At 38.8% G+C, this 20,599-nt stretch carries 21 protein-coding genes; 8 read left to right on the top strand and 13 right to left on the bottom strand.

Features of this window, described 5'->3' with window-relative positions:
- Window positions 1-46: 46 nt before the first annotated feature.
- The 3 genes from WYK_RS01260 to WYK_RS01270 form a co-directional block, all read right to left on the bottom strand.
- Window positions 47-877: an aldo/keto reductase gene (locus tag WYK_RS01260; protein WP_152526368.1), complete on the bottom strand. Its 831-nt coding sequence runs from the start codon at window positions 875-877 to the stop codon at window positions 47-49.
- Window positions 878-1,238: 361 nt separating this feature from the next.
- Window positions 1,239-1,973: a TPM domain-containing protein gene (locus tag WYK_RS01265; RefSeq protein WP_328098665.1), complete on the bottom strand. Its 735-nt coding sequence runs from the start codon at window positions 1,971-1,973 to the stop codon at window positions 1,239-1,241.
- Window positions 1,970-2,551 (bottom strand): LemA family protein, encoded by a 582-nt coding sequence (locus tag WYK_RS01270; RefSeq protein ID WP_040372602.1) that lies wholly within the window; start codon window positions 2,549-2,551, stop codon window positions 1,970-1,972. Before WYK_RS01270 ends, WYK_RS01265 begins: the two co-directional genes overlap by 4 nt.
- 330 nt (window positions 2,552-2,881) lie before the next feature.
- On the opposite strand from WYK_RS01270, the gene WYK_RS01275 reads away from it, so the two are divergent.
- Window positions 2,882-3,502, top strand: coding sequence for a DUF47 domain-containing protein (locus WYK_RS01275; protein ID WP_040372604.1), 621 nt, complete (start codon window positions 2,882-2,884; stop codon window positions 3,500-3,502).
- Window positions 3,503-3,516: 14 nt separating this feature from the next.
- Window positions 3,517-4,515 carry an inorganic phosphate transporter gene (locus tag WYK_RS01280; RefSeq protein ID WP_040372606.1) on the top strand — a complete coding sequence of 333 codons (999 nt, stop codon included), beginning with the start codon at window positions 3,517-3,519 and terminating at the stop codon, window positions 4,513-4,515.
- On the opposite strand, the gene WYK_RS01285 is transcribed toward WYK_RS01280, so the two are convergent.
- Entirely contained in the window at window positions 4,512-4,691 is a 180-nt protein-coding gene (locus WYK_RS01285; protein WP_040372609.1) for a hypothetical protein, read from the bottom strand. The two genes, WYK_RS01280 and WYK_RS01285, sit on opposite strands and share 4 nt — an antisense overlap.
- A gap of 493 nt (window positions 4,692-5,184) precedes the next feature.
- On the opposite strand from WYK_RS01285, the gene WYK_RS01290 reads away from it, so the two are divergent.
- From WYK_RS01290 to ald, 3 genes are all read left to right on the top strand, one after another.
- Complete coding sequence (locus WYK_RS01290) at window positions 5,185-6,435, top strand: helix-turn-helix domain-containing protein (protein WP_040372611.1); 1,251 nt, start codon at window positions 5,185-5,187, stop codon at window positions 6,433-6,435.
- Between the two features lie 22 nt (window positions 6,436-6,457).
- The gene (locus WYK_RS01295; RefSeq protein WP_040372613.1) at window positions 6,458-7,288 is read left to right on the top strand and encodes an EcsC family protein; all 831 of its coding nucleotides are present in this window, start codon (window positions 6,458-6,460) and stop codon (window positions 7,286-7,288) included.
- 125 nt (window positions 7,289-7,413) lie between these two features.
- Complete coding sequence (gene ald / locus WYK_RS01300) at window positions 7,414-8,547, top strand: alanine dehydrogenase (RefSeq protein ID WP_040372615.1); 1,134 nt, start codon at window positions 7,414-7,416, stop codon at window positions 8,545-8,547.
- Window positions 8,548-8,608: 61 nt separating this feature from the next.
- Here ald and WYK_RS01305 read toward each other — a convergent pair whose 3' ends face one another.
- From WYK_RS01305 to proC, 3 genes are all read right to left on the bottom strand, one after another.
- Window positions 8,609-9,763 carry a GNAT family N-acetyltransferase gene (locus WYK_RS01305; protein ID WP_040372617.1) on the bottom strand — a complete coding sequence of 385 codons (1,155 nt, stop codon included), beginning with the start codon at window positions 9,761-9,763 and terminating at the stop codon, window positions 8,609-8,611.
- Between the two features lie 18 nt (window positions 9,764-9,781).
- Window positions 9,782-11,179: an FAD-binding oxidoreductase gene (locus tag WYK_RS01310; RefSeq protein ID WP_407951463.1), complete on the bottom strand. Its 1,398-nt coding sequence runs from the start codon at window positions 11,177-11,179 to the stop codon at window positions 9,782-9,784.
- Window positions 11,180-11,293: 114 nt separating this feature from the next.
- Window positions 11,294-12,103 (bottom strand): pyrroline-5-carboxylate reductase, encoded by an 810-nt coding sequence (gene proC, locus WYK_RS01315; protein WP_040372619.1) that lies wholly within the window; start codon window positions 12,101-12,103, stop codon window positions 11,294-11,296.
- Window positions 12,104-12,441: 338 nt separating this feature from the next.
- On the opposite strand from proC, the gene WYK_RS01320 reads away from it, so the two are divergent.
- Window positions 12,442-13,032, top strand: coding sequence for a DNA-3-methyladenine glycosylase (locus WYK_RS01320; protein WP_040372657.1), 591 nt, complete (start codon window positions 12,442-12,444; stop codon window positions 13,030-13,032).
- 6 nt (window positions 13,033-13,038) lie between these two features.
- On the opposite strand, the gene WYK_RS01325 is transcribed toward WYK_RS01320, so the two are convergent.
- Both WYK_RS01325 and WYK_RS01330 read right to left on the bottom strand, forming a co-directional pair.
- On the bottom strand, window positions 13,039-13,704 hold the full coding sequence (locus tag WYK_RS01325; RefSeq protein ID WP_040372621.1) for an SOS response-associated peptidase: 666 nt from the start codon (window positions 13,702-13,704) through the stop codon (window positions 13,039-13,041).
- A gap of 130 nt (window positions 13,705-13,834) precedes the next feature.
- On the bottom strand, window positions 13,835-14,596 hold the full coding sequence (locus WYK_RS01330) for a GNAT family N-acetyltransferase (protein ID WP_051387249.1): 762 nt from the start codon (window positions 14,594-14,596) through the stop codon (window positions 13,835-13,837).
- Between the two features lie 143 nt (window positions 14,597-14,739).
- Between WYK_RS01330 and WYK_RS01335 the strand changes: the two genes are divergently transcribed.
- Entirely contained in the window at window positions 14,740-15,918 is a 1,179-nt protein-coding gene (locus WYK_RS01335) for an FtsW/RodA/SpoVE family cell cycle protein (RefSeq protein ID WP_051387250.1), read from the top strand.
- Window positions 15,919-16,114: 196 nt separating this feature from the next.
- On the opposite strand, the gene yhbH is transcribed toward WYK_RS01335, so the two are convergent.
- Both yhbH and WYK_RS25080 read right to left on the bottom strand, forming a co-directional pair.
- The gene (yhbH, locus tag WYK_RS01340; protein ID WP_040372623.1) at window positions 16,115-17,281 is read right to left on the bottom strand and encodes a sporulation protein YhbH; all 1,167 of its coding nucleotides are present in this window, start codon (window positions 17,279-17,281) and stop codon (window positions 16,115-16,117) included.
- Between the two features lie 281 nt (window positions 17,282-17,562).
- Window positions 17,563-17,739, bottom strand: a complete 177-nt coding sequence (locus tag WYK_RS25080; protein WP_169732052.1) for a hypothetical protein — start codon at window positions 17,737-17,739, stop codon at window positions 17,563-17,565.
- Window positions 17,740-17,914: 175 nt separating this feature from the next.
- Here WYK_RS25080 and WYK_RS01345 point away from each other — a divergent pair, with 175 nt between their 5' ends.
- Window positions 17,915-18,130, top strand: coding sequence for a heavy-metal-associated domain-containing protein (locus WYK_RS01345; protein WP_040372625.1), 216 nt, complete (start codon window positions 17,915-17,917; stop codon window positions 18,128-18,130).
- Between the two features lie 49 nt (window positions 18,131-18,179).
- Here WYK_RS01345 and WYK_RS01350 read toward each other — a convergent pair whose 3' ends face one another.
- On the bottom strand, window positions 18,180-18,506 hold the full coding sequence (locus tag WYK_RS01350) for an SCP2 sterol-binding domain-containing protein (protein WP_040372627.1): 327 nt from the start codon (window positions 18,504-18,506) through the stop codon (window positions 18,180-18,182).
- A 125-nt stretch (window positions 18,507-18,631) separates the two neighbouring features.
- Window positions 18,632-20,527 (bottom strand): PrkA family serine protein kinase, encoded by a 1,896-nt coding sequence (locus WYK_RS01355; protein WP_040372629.1) that lies wholly within the window; start codon window positions 20,525-20,527, stop codon window positions 18,632-18,634.
- Window positions 20,528-20,599: the final 72 nt, after the last annotated feature.

The raw sequence follows: 20,599 nt of genomic DNA on the forward strand, positions 1-20,599 counted from the left end.
AAGAGACCCTCGTTTTAAACGAGGGTCTCTTCAATCAGTTCACTTATTAAAAAAGGTTTTCGTCCGGATTGGTTCCATATCTCTCCCCTAAGTTCAGGGAATCAATTTGGTTCATTTCATCTAAGCTTAATTCAAAATCAAAGACTTGTGTATTTTCAACAATACGGGACGGGGTTACGGATTTAGGAATCACTACAATATCATTTTGCAGATGCCATCTGATCATAACTTGCGCAGCAGTCTTACCATGTTTATCAGCAATGTGATTAATCGTCGGTTCGTTTATTAAGTTTCCTTGTCCCAATGGACCCCAAGCTTCAACCTTAATATCATGTTTTTTACAATATTCTCTAATTTCAAGTTGAGAAAGACGCGGATGAAGTTCAATTTGGTTAATGACTGGTTTAAGTTCTGTATGGTTCATTAAATTCTCTAAATGATGCACATGGAAATTGCTTACTCCAATAGCCCTCACACGAGAATCAGTATATAGTTTTTCAAGAGCCTTCCAGGTGTCGATATATTTATCTGTTCCTGGCCAGTGGATAAGGTATAAATCTAAATACTCCGTACCCAGCCGTTTTAAACTGTCTTCATAGGCTTGAAGTGTCTTTTCAAATCCCTGTTCTGTATTCCATACCTTAGAGGTGATAAATAATTCTTCACGTGGGATTCCGCTCTCTCTGATTGCTTGTCCAACGCCTTCTTCATTACCATAAATGGCGGCCGTATCAATATGACGGTATCCTGCTTCGAGGGCTTTTTTAACCGATTCTACTGTTTCTGAACCATTTTTCACTTTAAATACCCCGAAGCCAAGCTGCGGCATCTTTACGCCATTATGTAAAGTAACGGAACCTTGAATTGTTTCTATCATTTAATAACCTCCTTCTTTTATCCCTAATTATACCATTGAACTAACAGAATTTTAAACTTATATGCTTAAAAGATAAAGAGAATAGAGCGTAAATCCTCCTTGCTGTTGATTTCCTTTCAAGGGGCTTCGCTTTCCGCGGGCGGGTGTGAGCCTCCTCGTTTTACGTTTCTATCAACAGTTTTTGATATCAAATAAAATCTGTTTATTTTAAAGGATACTTTTGAAAAACATATCATTCAAGGTAATCAGCTTGAATCGGCCGCATTAGACACTGGTAAATAATTTTCGACCTTGCTATAACTACAAACTTAGAGGACGAAGAGTTAATTCTCTTCGTCCTCTAAGTCATTCATAATTCCCCTTACCAGCCACGACCAGCACCGCCGCCACCTGCAGAACCCCCGCCGCCGCCGCGGGGGCCGCCGCTGCCTCCACCGCCGCCTCTTCTCGACAGCATAGAAAGAATTGTGTATGACAATGCTCCACCAAAGAATTTTATATCTAGGAAGACAAGGGCAACTATTATAATGATCATCAGCCAGCCTGGAATCGGACTTTTAGCTTCAGCGGTCGGCTTTTCATCCGCCTTATATTCACCTGAAACAGTCTTTGTAATCATTTGATAGGTTTCAGTCACCGCTTTGCCCGGTTGGTTATTTTTTAAATATGGGATTGCATATTCATCAAGGATTCTCCCTGCTTTTCCGTCAGGAAGAACTCCTTCAAGACCATATCCTGTTTCAATTCTTATTTCCTTTTCCTTCAGCGCCAGCACAAGCAAGACCCCGTTGTTTTTTTCAGCGTTCCCTAGCTTATACTTTCGAAACGCTTCATTTGCAAACGTTTCAATATCTGTACCTTCAAGTGAGGCAACAGTCAGCACTGAAACTTGGGTTGAAGTTTGATCATCCAACCCTCTTCCAACAGCCTGTAATTTCGTCTCTTCTTCCTCCGATAATACATTCGCAAAATCTTGAACATATATATCCCCAATAGGATCAGGAATGGCAGCCTCAGCATGCACATTGGTTAAACCATATAAGAAACAAAAGCTGGTAATCAATAAGAAAAGGCTGGTAACCTTTCTTACCATCATTGGTCATTTCCTCCAAAATCAACATCTGGAGCTGTTTCAGCCTTAGGATCAGCTTTAAAGTATTCTTTTGCGTCAAACCCTGTTACACCTGCAACAATGGCCCCAGGTAATCGTTTTACTTTTTTATTATAAACAGATACCTGTGCATTATAATCCTTACGCGCTACAGAAATTCGGTTTTCCGTTCCAGCTAGTTCATCCATTAACTGAGTAAATTGTTTATCTGCCTTGAGATCAGGATAGTTTTCCACCACCACTAATAAGCGGCTCAATGCTCCAGAAAGCTCACTATTCGCAGTTGCTTCTTCTTCTGGTGAGTTTGCTCCTGCTAATCTAGATCGAGCATCTGAAATCGCTGTTATCGTTTCTTTTTCATGTGATGCATAGCCTTTAACCGTATTAACCAAATTAGGGATTAAATCCAATCTTCTTTGCAGTTGATTTTCGATTTGTGCATAGGATTGATCCACATTTTCTTCTTCAGACACAAACCCATTATAGCTTGATACAAACATCATGATGATTGCTCCAATAATAACGATCCCAATTAGTAATGGTACAAGTAGATTTTTTTTCATTTTCTCTCCCCTTTGCAGTTATGTACTACCTATATTTTTCCCATTCCTGTCTTCTTTCTAAACTTGATAAATACATTCTATTCGGTAATTATTTTGTGATGTTCAAGTAGATAGTAAATATAGGGAATTCAATTAACAAAACTATACAGTATAATGGATTAATTTCATTACACTGTATCTGTTTTGTTAAGTTATTGTAAAGTTTCGTCGAAATGTCTTTCCCTTTAGTAAAGGAATCCATTACAATGATTTAGTCAATACTATGCATACTATATTTCTTGGATGGAATTCTGTGCATAAAAATATGCCTTAAAAAATGGGGGTAATACCATGGTTTTTAAATCAAAACAGGACAAATTCGCAGTTGCTTTAATCAATATGTCACAAAACATCAAAGAAAGTGCCGATTATTTTGCTGACTTTAAGTTGAATAATGTTAGTGACCTAAAGGTTTTTGCTGACACAATGAAGGATTATGAGCATAAAGGCGACTCAATGGTTCATGATGTAATAAAAGATTTAAACAATGCATTTATCACACCAATCGAACGGGAAGATATTCTGCAGTTAACCATGAATATGGATGACGTACTAGACGGACTTGAGCACTGTTCTGCTTTATTTGAAATGTACTCAATTATCGATGCAGATGAATATATGTTGAAATTTGTCGACGCAATTAGAAAGTGCACGTATGAAATCGAACTTGCGGTACAGTTGCTTTCAACTAAAAAAATGCAAAGTATTCGTGAAAATGCAATAAAAATTAAAGATTTAGAATCATATTGTGATGGAATTCAACGCCAATCCATTAAAAATCTATTCAGTGTTGAAAAAGATCCAATTCAACTGATTAAATACAAAGAAATTTATGAAAGCCTTGAAGAAATTGCTGATTTCTGTCAGACAGTCGCTAATACACTTGAAACAATCATTATGAAGAACGCTTAAGGAGTCCTCCAAGAATGGATACTTTACTTATAATAACGATTTTAATCGTATTTTTTGCACTCGCTTTTGACTTTATAAATGGTTTTCATGATACGGCAAATGCCATAGCTACTTCTGTTTCAACAAAGGCACTAAAACCTCGTCATGCTATTATAATGGCAGCTGTGATGAACTTTGTTGGAGCAATGACTTTTACTGGTGTTGCCAAGACGATTACGAAGGATATTGTCGATCCATTTACATTGCCTAACGGATCCATTGTCATAATGGCCGCTCTGATATCAGCAATTATTTGGAACTTAGTTACCTGGTATTTCGGAATACCAAGCAGTTCATCGCATGCATTAATCGGTTCAATTGCCGGCGCTGCTATTGCTGCTGCTGGGTTTGGTTCTATTAAATGGTCTGGTTTCCTTAATATCATCGAAGCTCTTATCCTTTCTCCAATCTTAGCGTTTGGAGTCGGTTATCTCATTTACTCCATCATAAAAATTGTCTTTAAAAATAACAACTTAACCAAAACGAATAAACAATTTCGCAGAATTCAAATCCTGACGGCTGCTATTCAATCTTATGCACATGGAACGAATGATGCTCAAAAAGCAATGGGTATCATCACCCTTGCATTGATTGCAAACGGGTATACTGAAAGCACAGATATACAACTATGGGTACAAATATCCTGTGCATTAGCAATGGGACTTGGAACATCAATCGGCGGCTGGAAAATTATTAAAACTGTCGGCGGAAAGATCATGAAAATCCGTCCAATCAATGGAGTTGCAGCCGATTTAACGGGAGCTGCAATCATCTTTGGAGCAACGTTGATTCACTTACCAGTAAGTACAACCCATGTTATTTCATCTTCTATACTAGGTGTAGGTTCGGCTCACCGAATAAAAGGTGTAAAATGGGGAACAGCGCAAAGAATGATTATTACATGGTTTATCACGTTACCAATTTCCGCAACTGTTGCAGCTTTAATTTACTTATTATTAAATTTGATTTTTTAAGAAAAAACCCTTTCCGGTTCTGGAAAGGTCAGTTTGTAGACAAAAGGGGTTCGGGATGATTTCATTCCGAACCCCTTTTGCATTTCTTTTACATAGTATCCGCTTTCAAGATTACTTGTGCTCTCCTTAATGATCGTTGATTCTCCCTCATTTTCATTAACAATTTTTTCATTCATTTTATTGTGTCTCCCTTCTATAACACTACTTCTTAATTACGAATAAGAATTTGCCTCCCTTATATAAGTCTAATTCTTTTAAAACCATAAAAAAAACAATGCAAGCTTTTCCTGCATCTATTCTAGCTCGTGTTTCAATTTGATTGCCGGAGTTTACTTCTAGATTAAATTTAGAAAGACCGTTGATTGGAGTGTTGGCGTGAAGACTCCTGCGGGAATAGCGGGATAGGTGAGACCCCGCAGGCGCGTAAGCATTGATGCGGCTCACAGCCCGCCCGCGGAAAGCGAATCGCCTGGAATGGAAATCAACAGCCTCATTTTATAAAACTAAAAAAGACTGTAGACAAACTCGATGTTCTCCTAAGTTTGTCTACAGTCTGAAATCGCTCCTTATTTGGGAAAGGTTTTTTATTTTTATCTGTAAGAATCACATGCTATTTCTTCCAAAATAGCTTACTATTTTTAGTATAGCCGTTTAATAAGGGGAATGCTTATGCTTAGTGAAAACCTAAATAGAGATTTGTTTAAGGGGATCTATGGAGACCTTATGGAATTTTCAGATCGAATCAGCAGTATTGTCGGTGGTCCAGTCACAATTGAAGATGGAAACCATCGTCTACTTGCCTATAGTATGCATGATGACACAACAGACCAGGCTAGAATTTCAACTATTATCGGCCGGCGGGTTCCTGAGAAGGTTGTAAACAGTCTCTGGAAAGCAGGAATTATCCCCACCCTTTTAGAGAATAACGCTCCTATAAAAGTGGATGCTATCGAGAATGTTGGTCTCGGAAATCGCGCAGCTGTTTCGATTCGAAAAAACAATGAAGTTCTTGGATTTATTTGGGCACTTGAGGGCAAAAAGCCGTTTACAGATGAAGATTTAGCCTTTTTACAGCTTGCTGCTAAGGAAGCCAAAAATCAACTACAGCAGCTGCAATTAAAAACAAAACACAGAGAAGCAGGCACTCAGGAGTTTCTCTGGCGGTTATTAACCGGCCATTATCAAAAAGAATCTGAGATTAAAGAGCATCTCAAACGTTTTTCTATTCATTTGCCTGCTGTATGTGCAATTGGTGTATTTGAATTTCCTGAAGAAATTAACGGAAGTATTGAGCGTAACATCTCCTATATGCTTACCGTTACTCAAAAAATAAATATCCTTCTTACTACGATCGATCACAATAAATTAATTGTTCTCGCTGGTTCAGAATCTGATGAAGAACTAACGATATCATTTAAAACATTTATTCCCACCTTTATTTCTGAAATGAAAAATCGATTTGAAGTTTCAACGATAATTGGGGCTTCTGGAAATAGCCTAAACTCCTTGCTTGATGGGCGTCACAGCTACGGGGAAGCCCTTTATACACTAAAAATTAAATCGATTTTCCCTGAGACAGAACAAATCATTACCTATGATGGATTGGGCGTCTTTCAAAGTCTTGAGGCGATTGATTCTGGACACCCTCGCCGCCGCGAACATCATACACTAACAAAATTGGCACGATATGACCAGAAGCACCAATCTGATTTACTGCATACATTAAAGGTTTATTTAGAAAAAGATTGCAGTCAAAATGATGCTGCACGTCATCTGCATATTCATGTTAATACATTAAACTATCGATTAAAGCGCATCACTGAAGTTGGTGAAGTTAATTTAAAAGACATTATCCAAAAAACAGCATTGTTTCTTGATTTAAAATTAAGGGAATACCGTGAATATCAGAGTAAAAGCTAAACTCAAGAAGGGATGCGAATTCATGGAGTCACAGGAATATTTACGATCAGAATTAAAAAAGATTGAAAAATGGGAAAAAGATCAGGATAGTCTTTGGTTTTGGGAACGATTAGGACGCCTCCCTTTTAAAGTGCTGGATAAACTAACTCCTGCTTTTATCCAAACGAAGATTGGTTCACTGTTGGATGGCATAGGAAGCTTTATTCAGACAGGCGGTCAATACTTAACCCGTGAACAGACGATTCTCAATAAGTTAAGCAATCAACTGGCGGAACAAAAAGAACTTACACTTGAAGATGTCAGCTCCTTGCCCCTGAAAATTATGGATCAGGTAAGTGAGAATATCAAACAATCAGAGAGCAGAGCGGCAACTGCTCAAGGAGCAACAACAGGATTTGGTGGTATTTTCACACTTGCCATTGACATACCAGTCTTACTTGGGATGTCGCTAAAAACCCTCCAAGATATTGCCCTGACTTATGGGTATAATCCACGGGACCGTGATGAACGAATATTTATCGTAAAATGCCTCCAATTTGCCACTTCGGATGTAGTTGGTAAAAAAACGATTCTAGATGATTTAAATTCCTTTTATCAAGACAAGCCAGCTGGAAAAAAGGAAATGATTTCTCAGCTTCAGGGTTGGCGTGAAGTTGTCTATACCTATCGTGACCACTTTGGGATAAAAAAACTTTTTCAGATGGTGCCAATTGCTGGTATGGTCTTTGGAGCCATTACTAATCGCAGCATGATTTCTGATATTGCAGACGCCGGAACGATGCTTTACCGAAAACGCCGTATCTATGAAAAAATTCAGCATCTACAACAAATAGATAATGCTTTTAAACGTTAAAATTAAGGAGTATTTGTGAAATCTCACAAATACTCCTTTTTGAATTTTCTGATTACCACAAACGTTGGTGATTCATTAACGGGTATACTTTAATACAAAGGGATTAACTGAGGGGGATTATTTATATGCGTATTGGAGTTCCGAAGGAAATAAAAAACAATGAAAATCGAGTAGCAATTACTCCTGCTGGAGTAGTTGCCTTAGTAAAAGCCGGACATGAAGTATTTATTGAAAAAGATGCAGGCACAGGCAGTAATTTTACTAATGACGGCTACATGACAGCAGGTGCTTTAATAGTAGAAGATGCGCGTAGTGTATGGGAGAGTTCTGAAATGATTATGAAGGTAAAGGAACCCATCCCCGAAGAATATCAATATTTTCGTAAAGATCTAATCTTATTCACCTATCTCCATTTAGCAGCTGATTCTACTTTAACAAAAGCACTAAAAGACAGTGGGGTCTTAGCAATTGCCTATGAAACCGTATCAGTAAATGGAACGCTTCCTTTATTAACACCAATGAGTGAAATTGCCGGCAGAATGGCGGCTCAAATCGGCGCTCAGTTCTTGGAAAGACCTAAGGGTGGAAAAGGGATCCTATTAAGCGGAGTTCCCGGTGTTAAACGGGGGAAAGTCGCAGTAATCGGCGGCGGAGTAGTTGGTACGAACGCAGCGAAAATTGCAATTGGTCTTGGAGCTGACGTGACCATACTGGATTTGAACCCTGACCGGCTTCGCCAATTAGATGACATTTTTGGCAACCAACTAACAACCTTGATTTCTAATCCTTATAACCTTGCACACGCTGTAGCTGAATCCGACCTTGTCATCGGTGCCGTATTAATACCAGGTGCAAAGGCACCAAAACTAATTACGGATGAAATGGTAGTGGCCATGTCGCCCGGATCCGTTATTATTGATGTTGCTATTGACCAAGGTGGTATCTTTGAATCTGTTGATCACATAACAACTCATGATAATCCCACATATGAAAAGCATGGTGTCGTGCATTACGCTGTTGCTAATATGCCTGGAGCTGTTCCACAAACTGCTACTTTGGCATTAACGAATGTGACTGTTCCCTACGCCGTTCAGATAGCTAATAAAGGGGCCGTTAAAGCCATTCTATCCAATCCAGCCCTTGCCAAGGGAGTTAACGTGGCTAAAGGCAGCATCACCTTTAAAGCGGTAGCAGACGACTTAGGCTATGACTACGTCAGCGTAGAAGAAGCCCTTGATAACGAAAATATTAATGTATAAACAAAAAAAGTGCTGATTTTTAAATCGGCACTTTTTTTATTTTTTCCTTAGGACGCACTTTTTAAAAAAAATCGTAAAAGAATGGCATTTGTTCTGGGATCATTGCTGCGAAAGAATGAATCTCCCTATCAGTACCCATTACTTGCTCTAACCTGTTAAGCGTTTCAATCTTCTTGTATCCAAAAAGTATGGACGATAGCTCATTTATCGTCATCTCTATTCCGGTATCTCTTTTCTCCATTGTTTGTATCTGCTTATTTTTCAAGATAAAGGTTTTATTATTCCAAGAAGCAAAGCTATCAGTAATCGTCAAAGTCACCGCTTCTCCACTACTGCTCCAGTTAAAAGGATACTGATTAATAAATTGTTCTACATCTACGATTCGAACCATAAAATAGGGTGTCACTTTTGCTTTTACCCGTGGTTCTTTAAGCGTATAAAATAATGGATCGTCCTTATGGGTAGTAATCGTGAGTTTAGCAATCATCGAATCATGCTGACTAATAAAATTCCACAATCCCTTTCTCGCTTCAGCATTCAATGGGACGAATTCAGCAATCGTCATCTCTCCGCCACTTATTTTGTACAGCATATATCCTGTTGGCCTATGCATAGGATCATAGTAAACAGCCCCAAGATAATCCCGATAAACCGAGTATGACCACCAGTTAGAATCCCGGACGAGCATACCGCTGAACGAAGAGGCATATTGTTGATAAATATCCTCAATATCTTCATTATGGGACTCTTTCGTACATCGCTTTATTCGTCCATATACTCGTTCCTGCATGACAAGATTATCGCTATCTATCTCACATATAAGCCGATCACAAAATAATTCCCATCCATACTTGCGGTAAAAAGGGACTGAAAAAGGATGCAGCATGGAGATACTGAGGCCTCTTTCCCTTATCATGATTAACGTATGATGAAGTAAATCCTTCACATAGCCATTTCTCCGATACTCAGGATAAGTAGCAACACCCGCAACCCCCCCCATCTTAAAACGCTTATCTCCTATGTTAATGTTCAGGGGAAGTATATGAAGCTTCGCAGCGAGCTTTTCTTCATCCAGAATACCTAATACTTGTTGAAAGTCCTTCATTTTTTGCAAGGTGTTTTCTAATCTTTCATCAGAGACCTGATATTGAAACGCATATTCAGATAATCGAACAGCTTCTCGATGATAACTCTCTGGCAACTCAATAACCTTCATATACATCACCCCATAACGTTATTGTGTAATTAACGTTTCCTCTGTAAATATTTTTCCTGGATTGAGAATTCCTTTTGGATCCAGCGTATTCTTAATACCGGCCATCACATCATAGGCTTTTCCATGCTCAAGGCGCTGATACTTAGCCTTTCCTATGCCGACACCATGCTCGCCTGTACATGTACCGCCTGCATTTAGTGCATAGTTAACGATTTCCTCATTTAAACGTTTCGCTTCAGAAACTTCCTCAGCATTTTTCAAGTCAATCATGAACATGACATGATAATTCCCATCACCGACATGACCAACGATAGCGCCTTCAATACTCGAAGCATCAACTTTTTTTCGGGTATCAAGAATAGCTGCTGTTAATCGGTCCAACGGTACACTCGCATCTGTGACCATTAATTTTTTTCCTGGAGACGAGTGAATGAACGAATAGGCTAGATTATGCCGAGCGCTCCATAATTCACTCCTAGCAATTGAATCCGTTTCAAACTGAATATCCTTACATCCTTGATCGGCAACAATTTCGCGGGCAAACGCTACATCTTGATTGAGACCAGCTTCATTTCCATGAAACTCTAAAAATAATGTCGGTTTTTCTTCAAAGGATGTGTTAATTGAGCGATTTACTTGTTTAATAGAAAGGGCATCTACCAATTCTATTCTTGCAATGGGGATGCCAGCCAGCATAATGCCATTAACCGCCTCTACAGCTTGTTCTACCGAAGGAAACGTAGCCCTTCCAGCCATAGTAACTTCAGGTATCCCATATACTTTCAGCGTTAATTCAGTAAATACGCCAAGTGTGCCTTCAGATCCAATGAATAATCCATTTAAATGTAGTCCTGATGACGACTTCGTTGCTAAACTCCCTGTGTGAATGATATCACCGTTAGCCAGGACAACCTCTAGGTCCCTGACATTATCCCGCATTATTCCGTACCTCACTGACGTTGTACCGCTCGCATTGGTTGCGGCCATTCCACCCAACGTTGCATCTGCTCCTGGATCAACGGAAAAGAACAAACCATACTTCTTTAGCTCTTTATTAAGTTGTGACCGTGTAACTCCCGGCTGAACTTTGACAAGAAAATCCCGTTCTCTTATTTCAAGCACTGAATTCATTAATGAGGTATCCATTGAAATACCGCCGTGTTGCGGAATAACGTGGCCTTCAAGACTAGACCCTAGTCCAAAAGCAATAACCGGTATATCGTTCTCGTTCGCAAACTTTAACACCGCGCTGACTTCATCAGCTGACTTCGGAAATATGACCACATCAGGAAGACTCGGCTGGTGATAGGATTCATCCCGGCTATGCTGTTCTAAAACCGTTTCATTCACCGTCACTCTATCTTCACTAAGTAAGCGCTTTAACTCATCAATAAATGTAATCATATTCGTTTCCACCTTTCTCTATTTATCTCTATAATCATCTTACCTCAATTAAAAGAAATTAAAATAAATCAAAATTTACATTAACAGAAAAAAGCTGCCGAGGGTTTCTCGTCAGCTTAATGGCCATTATTTATTTCCCATCTCTTTATTTTTATCTGTACAAGCTTTCATTGCTTCTAATACCGACTTCCTGAAGCCAGACGATTCAAGCGCAGCCACTGCTTCGATTGTCGAACCTCCTGGCGTACAAACATCGTCTTTCAAAGCACCTGGATGCTTACCTGTTTCAAGTACCATCTTAGCAGCGCCTAACACAGCCTGCGCGGCCATTTTATAAGCATCTTTTCGAGGTATACCATCTCTAACTCCACCATCAGCCAAAGCTTCGATGAACATATATACATAGGCCGGCGATGAACCGCTAATTGCTGGAACAGCATCCATCGAGTGTTCCTGAAACACTTGCGTCTTCCCAAAACTGTTCATTAATTCAAGCACCTCAGCTAAATCTTTTTCGGTGACGGAAGAATTGGGACTCAGTGCAGTCATACCCTCTCCGACGAGGGAAGGCGTATTCGGCATCGTTCTAATGACCTTAATCTTCCTTCCAAACGATGTTTCAACTTGTTTAATACTGATGCCAGCAGCAATAGTAATGATGATTACCTCTGATTTTACTGCATTTTTTATTTGCTCAATCACGGCAGGATAGAGCGACGGGTGCACCGCTAAGAAAAGATAATCAGCAAAGCTTGCTACTTCCTGATTGTCTAGTGATCCTAAAATATGATATGTATCAATTAACTTCGTGAGTGAACCTTCTGTCGCCGTACTTGCTTTGATTTGCTCAGGCAAGACGATTCTTTTACCAATCATCCCTTCAATCATGGCCTGAGCCATTCTTCCTCCACCAATAAATCCAATATTCTTTTCCATTTAATCCACTTCCCATATGTTCTTGACGTCTATGTCATTATATATAAAAGTCAGGAAAAAACCGAATGATATATAATCAGCACGGCCAAGGGGGGATTTTCCTGCTTTCAGCTACTATATTTGCATTATTCCCGTCTCACATGTGCTTATTCCCGTCTGCGTCCTCGGTAATCCCGTCTGATGATACGCTATTCCCGTCCGAAGGAGCATTATTCCCGTCTGCGTTCATTACCAGGACGTATATAAAATGAAGGTATCTTAAAAATATTGATGTTTTTAACAACTGCACTTGGGGAATTTTAAGAGAAGAACTTGTTACAAGAGGAGGAAGCATCTTGATAAACGATTTACCAGCACCATTGCCTGAGGAGTTCTTTCAGCTGCCTACGCTCGAACTTGCGCAGGAGTTACTCGGCTGTCTATTAATCAAGACCACGCCAGAAGGCACTGCATCCGGATACATTGTTGAAACGGAAGCTTATAAGGGACCTTTAGACCGTGCTGCTCATAGCTTTGGGAACCGAAGGACAAAGCGGACAGAAATCATGTTTGGAAAAGCAGGTCTCATTTATACGTATAAGATGCACACTCATACACTGGTAAATGTCGTAAGCAGTGTGGAGGACGTTCCGGAGGCCATTTTAATACGGGCAGTCGAGCCATTTAGCGGGATTCCGCTTATGCATGAACGACGAGGATTACCCGATCTGGTTAAACTAACAAGCGGACCAGGTAAATTAACTAAGGCACTTGGGATTACGATGAATGATTATGGTGGATCTTTTACAGAACCACCACTCTATATTGCTCCAGGCAACAAACCAGAATCTATTCAATGCGGCCCGCGGATAGGTATTGGTAATTCAGGAGAAGCCGTTGCTTACCCGTGGCGATATTGGGTTACAGGCAATCCCTTTGTTTCGCGTTAAGTTTTTTTATAAAGAATTAAGTATTTCCTGTCCCTCATTCCTTGCGTTGTTAACAAAAGAGCTTATTGGATAGGCATTCATAAACGCTGCGTCGTACGGTACCATTATTTTTTTTAACTCAGCTGTTTCTGTAACGTCTTCGTCAAGCCAAATTTTTTCATTTTCCTGTGTTAAAATGACGGGCATGCGATCATGAATCCCTTCCATTAGTTCATTTGCCTCTGTGGTAATAATGGTACATGTCCGAATAACTTCCGATCCGTTTCCCCACTCATCATATAAGCCGGCAAAAGCAAATGGCTCTTTATTACTTAAATGAATATGATACGGCTGCTTCTGACTACCTTCTTTTTTCCATTCATAAAATCCATCAGCGGCAATTAAGCAGCGCTTCCTCTTCAATAACCCTTTAAAAGAAGGCTTAATATCAATGGTCTCCGCTCGTGCATTAATCATTTTATAGCCTATTTTAGGATCCTTAGCCCAGTTCGGGATTAATCCCCACCGAAGTACGGCCAACTTACGTTTATTTTTTTCCGATATTACCACAGTTATATTTTGACCGGGAGCAATATTATAACGCGGTTCTACCATTAATCCCTCCTGTTCGATTGCTTGAAAACGTTCCGCAATTACCTGAAGTTCAGAAAACAAATTATATCTTCCACACATACACTTCACCTCCTTCTTATTTTCCCCCGCCAAGCAGTCCGTTACACACTAACTTTAAATGAAACCAGCTTCATCTCTTCATGAAAACCTGATTTTTTATAAAGATTGATTGCTGCAGCATTATTTACATTTACACATAAAGAAACCTCAGTACATTCATGTTTTCATACAAATAAGTCAAGCCTGCCTGTACGAGTTTTTTTCCTAGACCTTTTTTTTGATGCTCCCTTTCCACGGCAATAAACTCAAGGTTTCCTTCCTGAAACACACTATCTCCCTCAAGGTAAACATAGCCCTGAATAGACTGACCACCATCTGGGATAATTAACAGCCGCTTCTCTTCACTTAAATTGGAAATCATATCCGCACCCGTGAGATAAGTTTCTGGAAATAACTCGTTGTGCAGTTTAATGACTTCTTCGTAAAATGGAGGCGATATTTCTTCAAGAATCTCTCCATTGGTTACTTCTGTTTTGCTGACCAAGATTTGATGCTTGCCTGTTTCCTTCGCATTTAGGGATTCCATCCACCTAATTCCTTTTTTATTCTCTTCATGATAAAAAGCAAAATACGTATCTATTTTTTTACTTTCCGTTTTTTTCATAAATTCATTCCAAAGCATGCTCGTCTGTTCAGTCCAGTGATCTGAGTTTAAAATGAATGGACCCCAGATTTCTGCTGATTGTTTTTTACGATCAACATCAAAACCAAGCGCAGCAATAAGTTGTTTGTTTTCAGATATGACGATAAAAGAATCTTCAAGTTCAAGGTCAGAAAAGTCTTCCTCAAGTGTTTTTTGGATTTCTTTCCTATCACTCCCACAATAGCCTGTATGGTTCTTTGGTTGACTATTTACGTCCGCAATAAAGGCAGACAACTCTTCGATATTCATCAATATGCCCTCCTTGAACAATTTATTAAGTCAATCATAACAAAATTAAGTGCTTTATACCCAAATTTGTAAATTAATAGATACTAAATGGATTCTTTTGCTATAATAAGAATATTGTTCAATTTACGTCTGGAGTTGTCCAAATGAGAGATGCCTATCGGAAAAATTATTTTGATACAAACTTATTGTTTATTATTTTCTTATTCATGATTATTAGTTGTTTTTCTATATATAGTTCAGAAAAATACCTACCTGATCCACCAAACCATTACGCATTCAAACAAGTTCGCTGGTACTTCATTGGGATTGTTTTATCAGCTTGTGTATACGTGCTGGATTTTGAACAAATCAAGAAAATCTCTCTGTTTTCCTATGTATCTGGGATTCTTATTTTGATTGCCCTCCATTTTGCACCTGAAAGCATAGCGCATAAAATAAAGGGAGCGAAATCGTGGTTTTCCGTTCCTGGTTTTTGGCTCTATTCAGCCTTCAGAGTTTATGAAAATATTTTTAATATTTTTTTGGCTAAAATCATCGTAGATCACAATAAAAAATACGTAGACCGGTCACTGAAGACTGATTTCCGTTTAATTTTTAAAGTATTTTCTGCAACGTCGATTCCTTTAGGGTTAATTTTATTGCAGCCTGATGCTGGAACTGGAATGGTCATAATGGTTATATTGATTGGCATGTTATTTTTGTCAGGTATACACTGGAAAATTGTTGGTTTATTAGGGGTGCTCGGTTCATCCATACTAGGTGTTCTGGTCCTGATTTATACAAAAGCCCCTGACCTTTTATTGCTTTTTTTGGATAAATATCAATTAGAGCGGATCCATTCTTGGCTCGACCCCTTTCAATATAAGGGGGATATCGGTTATCAACTTTCGCAATCTATTCTTGCTATCGGATCAGGAACAATGTATGGGAAGGGCTATTATAGCGGGCAAGTCTATATCCCTGAGGCGCATTCCGACTTTATCTTTACCACTATTGGTGAAGAATATGGATTTCTCGGTGGAAGTGTAGTCATAACCCTGTACTTTATTTTAATCTATCGTATTGTAGCAATCGCTCTGCTCAATAAAGGTTCTTATGAAAACCTTATTGCTGCTGGCGTGGTCTCCATGCTTACCTTCCATATCTTTGAAAACATTGGAATGGTAATGGGTCTCGTCCCCATTACCGGTATACCACTGCCGCTGCTAAGCTATGGAGGCAGTTCCATTTTAGGTACATTAATTGCGTTAAGTTTGATTCTCAATATATCTGCGAAAACGAAAAAATATATGTTTGAACAAGACTCCACTCGTGATTTATAAAACAGAACAAAAGCAGCTGGCCACGAGGGGTTAGCTGCCTTTTTTTGAAATTCTACTACTTTTTAAATCCCGTAATGGTTCATTACCTTTTCCCTATACCTTTTCCCCACTATTAGAAACCAACCTTCTGATCCTTTCAACACGAAGAGATTCCTTTGGGACCCAAAAGAAAAACCAGCTTTCACAGCTGGTTTTTTCAAGCATATTTTTTTTGGTCGTCATTCTGAAAAAAGCTCAACATGGCATGAAAAACATCAGACTTTTGTTTTAAAATATAATATCGAAATTTTTCATTGTTGATATTTTTATAGGCTGTCATTAAAGTAGAATGTCGATTATACTGATTGACCTCTCCATATCCAAACATATTAGAAACCTTCATCAATTCTTCAACTAATTTAACGCACCGTGCATTATCAGATGTTAGGTTATCCCCATCAGAAAAATGGAACGGATAGATGTTAAATTTAGCTGGATCATACTTAGAGTCGATAACTTCTAGGGCTTTACGGTATACAGATGAGCAGATGGTGCCCCCGCTCTCACCTTTAGTAAAGAACTCTTCTTCCGGAACAATTTTCGCTTCTGTATGATGCGCAATAAATTCAATTTCAACAGTTTCATATTTAGTACGTAAAAAGCGGTTCATCCAAAAGAAAAAACTACGCGCCATATATTTTTCCCATAACCCCATTGATCCTGACGTATCCATCATCGCTAGTACGACTGCTTTCGAGTCAGGTTTTACGACTTCATTCCAAGTCTTAAATTTAAAGTCATCTTTATAAATAGGATGAAAGCTAGGATTACCATTCATAGCATTTCGTTTGAATGCAGACATCATGGTTTTTTTCTTATCGATATTCCCCATAAGTCCTGTTTTCCGAATGTCATTGAATTCAATATGTTCAATCGTATGTTCCGCTTGTTCCTTATGTTGAAGATTTGGCAGCTCCAACTGGCTGAAAAGCGCTTCTTCGATTTCGAGCATCGATACCTCGGCTTCATAATAGTCTTCCCCAGCTTGATCGCCAGCGCCTGGCCCCTTGCCTGGACCTTGTTCAGGTTTGCCGTCTCTAGCTACAACATCCCCTAACTCGGAATCGCCGTCTCCTTGCCCAACATGTTTATTCTTGTCGTAATTATAGCGGATCTTATATTCATCTAAAGATCGAATTGGAATCTTCACCACATCACGGCCATTGGACATGACTATACTCTCTTCCGAAATTAAATCAGGCAGATTGTTTTTGATTGCTTCTTGTACCTTTTCCTGATGTCTCTGCTGATCGTCAAAGCCTTTCCGGTGGAGGGACCAATTTTCCTGTGATATCACGAATTGATGACCGTTCTCTTCTGTCATACATTTTCCCCCCTAAAAAAAATGTGTGCACCTCTCTTTTTATCCCGCATACGATATGGTAATGTGACATGGACCTTCTAGAAAAAGACTAATAGTTTCTTGCGTAATCAACAGTGTTGTTAAAGAAAGTAATACTCTATCTTATGCAAGCTCCTCAGATAATTTACAACTTATTTCAAGAATGGGTAATTGACTAGATTGATTGGACAGGCAATTTATAATGATTCCCTCCTTTAAATGCCTGTTGATTTTTCCAAAAAAAAAGACCCCGCTAAGGAGACTCATTCTTTCTCTTCTACTTCCTCAATTTCTTCATGCTGTACGGTGCCTGGGCGTTTTCCCCATTCTTTTAATTCCTCGTTCGTCCGTAAATTCTCCATTTGTTTGCCAAGGTTTTTCATTTCTTTCATATCTGGAGCCATCGAACTATTTTCCGGGACTTCTTCCTTTTTAGTCATTACAATCACCTCTGTTCCTAATTACCCTCTTTTTCCATAAATTAATCAATTTTAAGGAAATTATTTATAGCTATTTAGACTTGGTTTCCTAATAAATATTATCTCGTTTCAACACATACCTTATTCTATATGTGGGTATAGATAACTATACTAGCCAGTAAAGGGGGAACGAACGATGCTTACTACTACCATGTATGTGAAGGAAGCCACCTCTGACGGTCCTATTCAAAATATCCAAGCAATCTTGCAGCAAACTGAAGGAATAGAGCGCGCCATGATTGATGTCGATGACGGCGAAATAAAAATTGAGTACCATCCCGAAAAAATTTCTCCACAGCTTATTACGGTGTTAATCGAACAAAATGGCTTACATGTTCAAACTGAAAAATAATGAGCTTGTCATACTAAACAGCCCTTTTCGTAAAAAGGACTGTTTTTTATTATTGGTATTGTTTTAAAATTTCTTGGAGCTTCATGGCAAGACCCATTTGACCATCAAGCTTTAACTTGCCAGTCATAAAAGCGAGGGTAGTATTTAATTCATCTTTTAAGAGTTTCGAAAAATTACTATCCGATAGTTTTAGTGTTACATCGGGCTCTTTGCTCGGATTTTCGACAACTACTACCTGCCCATCTTGAAGAATCATTTGAATGGTTCCGCTTTCATCTAATTCCACTTGAAATACACGGTTCTTTTGATCCTGAATATGCACAGGATTATCGTTCATTTTTTTCGCTAATTCATGTAATTCAGCTACCACACTCATCCTATAACCTCCAAACAAAGATTTGTATGAAAATTTTACCATATACAACTTTAAAAATCGAAGTTAATTAGTTAACTAGACTCCCACAGTTAAAAAACCTGCCAGGATTCTGGCAGGTTTTTTTCTCAGCGATTTAATAAACTTCCAACATATTTCAATAAATCATTGGCTGATGTTGAGTTGTATCCATGTTCCTCAATAAGACGAGCGACTACTTCATTGACTTTCTTAAGCTGTCGTTCATCTGGTGTTTTGGTTGAGGTCGTGATTTTAACCACATCCTTAAGATCAGCGAACAATTTCTTTTGAATAGCTTCACGAAGGCGATCATGGGAATTATAGTCGAACCGTTTGCCTTTACGGGCATAAGCAGAGATCCGAATTAAAATTTCCTCACGAAATGCTTTTTTAGCATTTTCAGAAATGCCAATTTGTTCTTCAATTGAGCGCATTAGTTTTTCATCTGGTGAAAGTTCTTCTCCTGTCAAAGGGTCATGTAATCTTGATTTATTGCAATAGGCCTCAACATTATCTAAATAATTATCCATCATTGTTTTAGCCGATTCCTCATACGAGTAGACAAATGCTTTTTGAACCTCATTCTTCGCAATAGAGTCGTATTCCTTACGGGCAATGGAAATGTGATTCAGGTATTTATCACGTAACTCGGCACTGATAGATGGATGCTGATCAAGTCCATCCTTTAAAGATAATAATACATCCAGTGCATTAATTGACGGTATTTCCTTTCGGATGATCGTCGATGAAATTCGATTAATGACATAACGTGGATCAATTCCACTCATACCCTCATCTTGATATTCCTTCTTCAATTCTGCGATATCAGAAGAATTAAACCCTTCTACATTTTCTCCATCATAGAGACGGAGCTTCTTAACTAAATCGATATCACCTTTTTTAGGCTCCTTTAAGCGAGTTAAAATACTAAAAGTGGCTGCTACTCTTAACGTGTGCGGGGCTATATGAACCTCAGAAACATCACTTTCATGAATCATTTTCTCATAAATTTTTTCTTCTTCCGTCACCTTCAAATTATATGGAACAGGCATAACGATAATCCGTGAATGAAGGGCTTCGTTCTTCTTATTTGAAATAAATGATTTATACTCAGTTTCATTTGTATGGGCAACAATTAATTCATCAGCACTAATTAAAGCAAATCGGCCAGCTTTAAAATTTCCTTCTTGCGTTAGTGACAATAGATGCCAGAGGAACTTTTCATCACACTTCAGCATTTCCTGAAACTCCATCATCCCGCGATTTGCTTTATTCAGCTCTCCATCAAAACGGTAAGCTCGTGGATCTGATTCAGACCCAAATTCGGCTATGGTTGAGAAATCGATGCTTCCTGTCAAATCGGCTATATCCTGAGACTTTGGATCAGAAGGACTAAAGGTTCCTATTCCAATCCGTTTATCTTCAGAAAGGAAAATACGTTCAACCAATACATCCTCAATTCGGTTTCCAAACTCTTTTTCGAGTCTCATTAAATTGAGTGGTGATAAATTTCCTTCAATTCGAATTCCATATTCTTCAAAGAAATCATCTCGAAGGATATGCGGAATTAAATGAAGCGGGTCTTCATGCATTGGGCAGCCTTTAATAGCATAAATGGCACCCTGATTCTGAAGAGTATACGATTCTAACCCCCGTTTTAATAATGAAACAAGAGTGGATTTCCCTCCAGATACCGGCCCCATTAATAATAAAATCCGTTTACGGACATCAAGACGTTTTGCCGCAGGATGGAAATATTCTTCAACTAAACGCTCTAATGATTCTTCCAGTCCAAACAGCTGTCCACTAAAAAAATTGTATTTTTTATGGCCATTGACCTCTTCAATTCCAGCATCTTTGATCATGTTATAAACACGTGAATGTGCAGACTGAGCAACCAACGGCTGTTTTTGGATAATATCCAAGTATTCTGCAAAGGTACCTTCCCATTTTAGCTTTTGCTCTTCTTCTCGAAACCTGCCAATCTTTCTTAATATATCCATTTTCAGTACCTCCCCCTGTTACCTTTCAGAGACTATTTTAGTCTATGCTTGGATTTGCCTAAACATGAATAA

Origin of the sequence: Peribacillus psychrosaccharolyticus ATCC 23296 (assembly GCF_000305495.1) — a bacterium.
GTDB lineage: Bacteria > Bacillota > Bacilli > Bacillales > DSM-1321 > Peribacillus > Peribacillus psychrosaccharolyticus.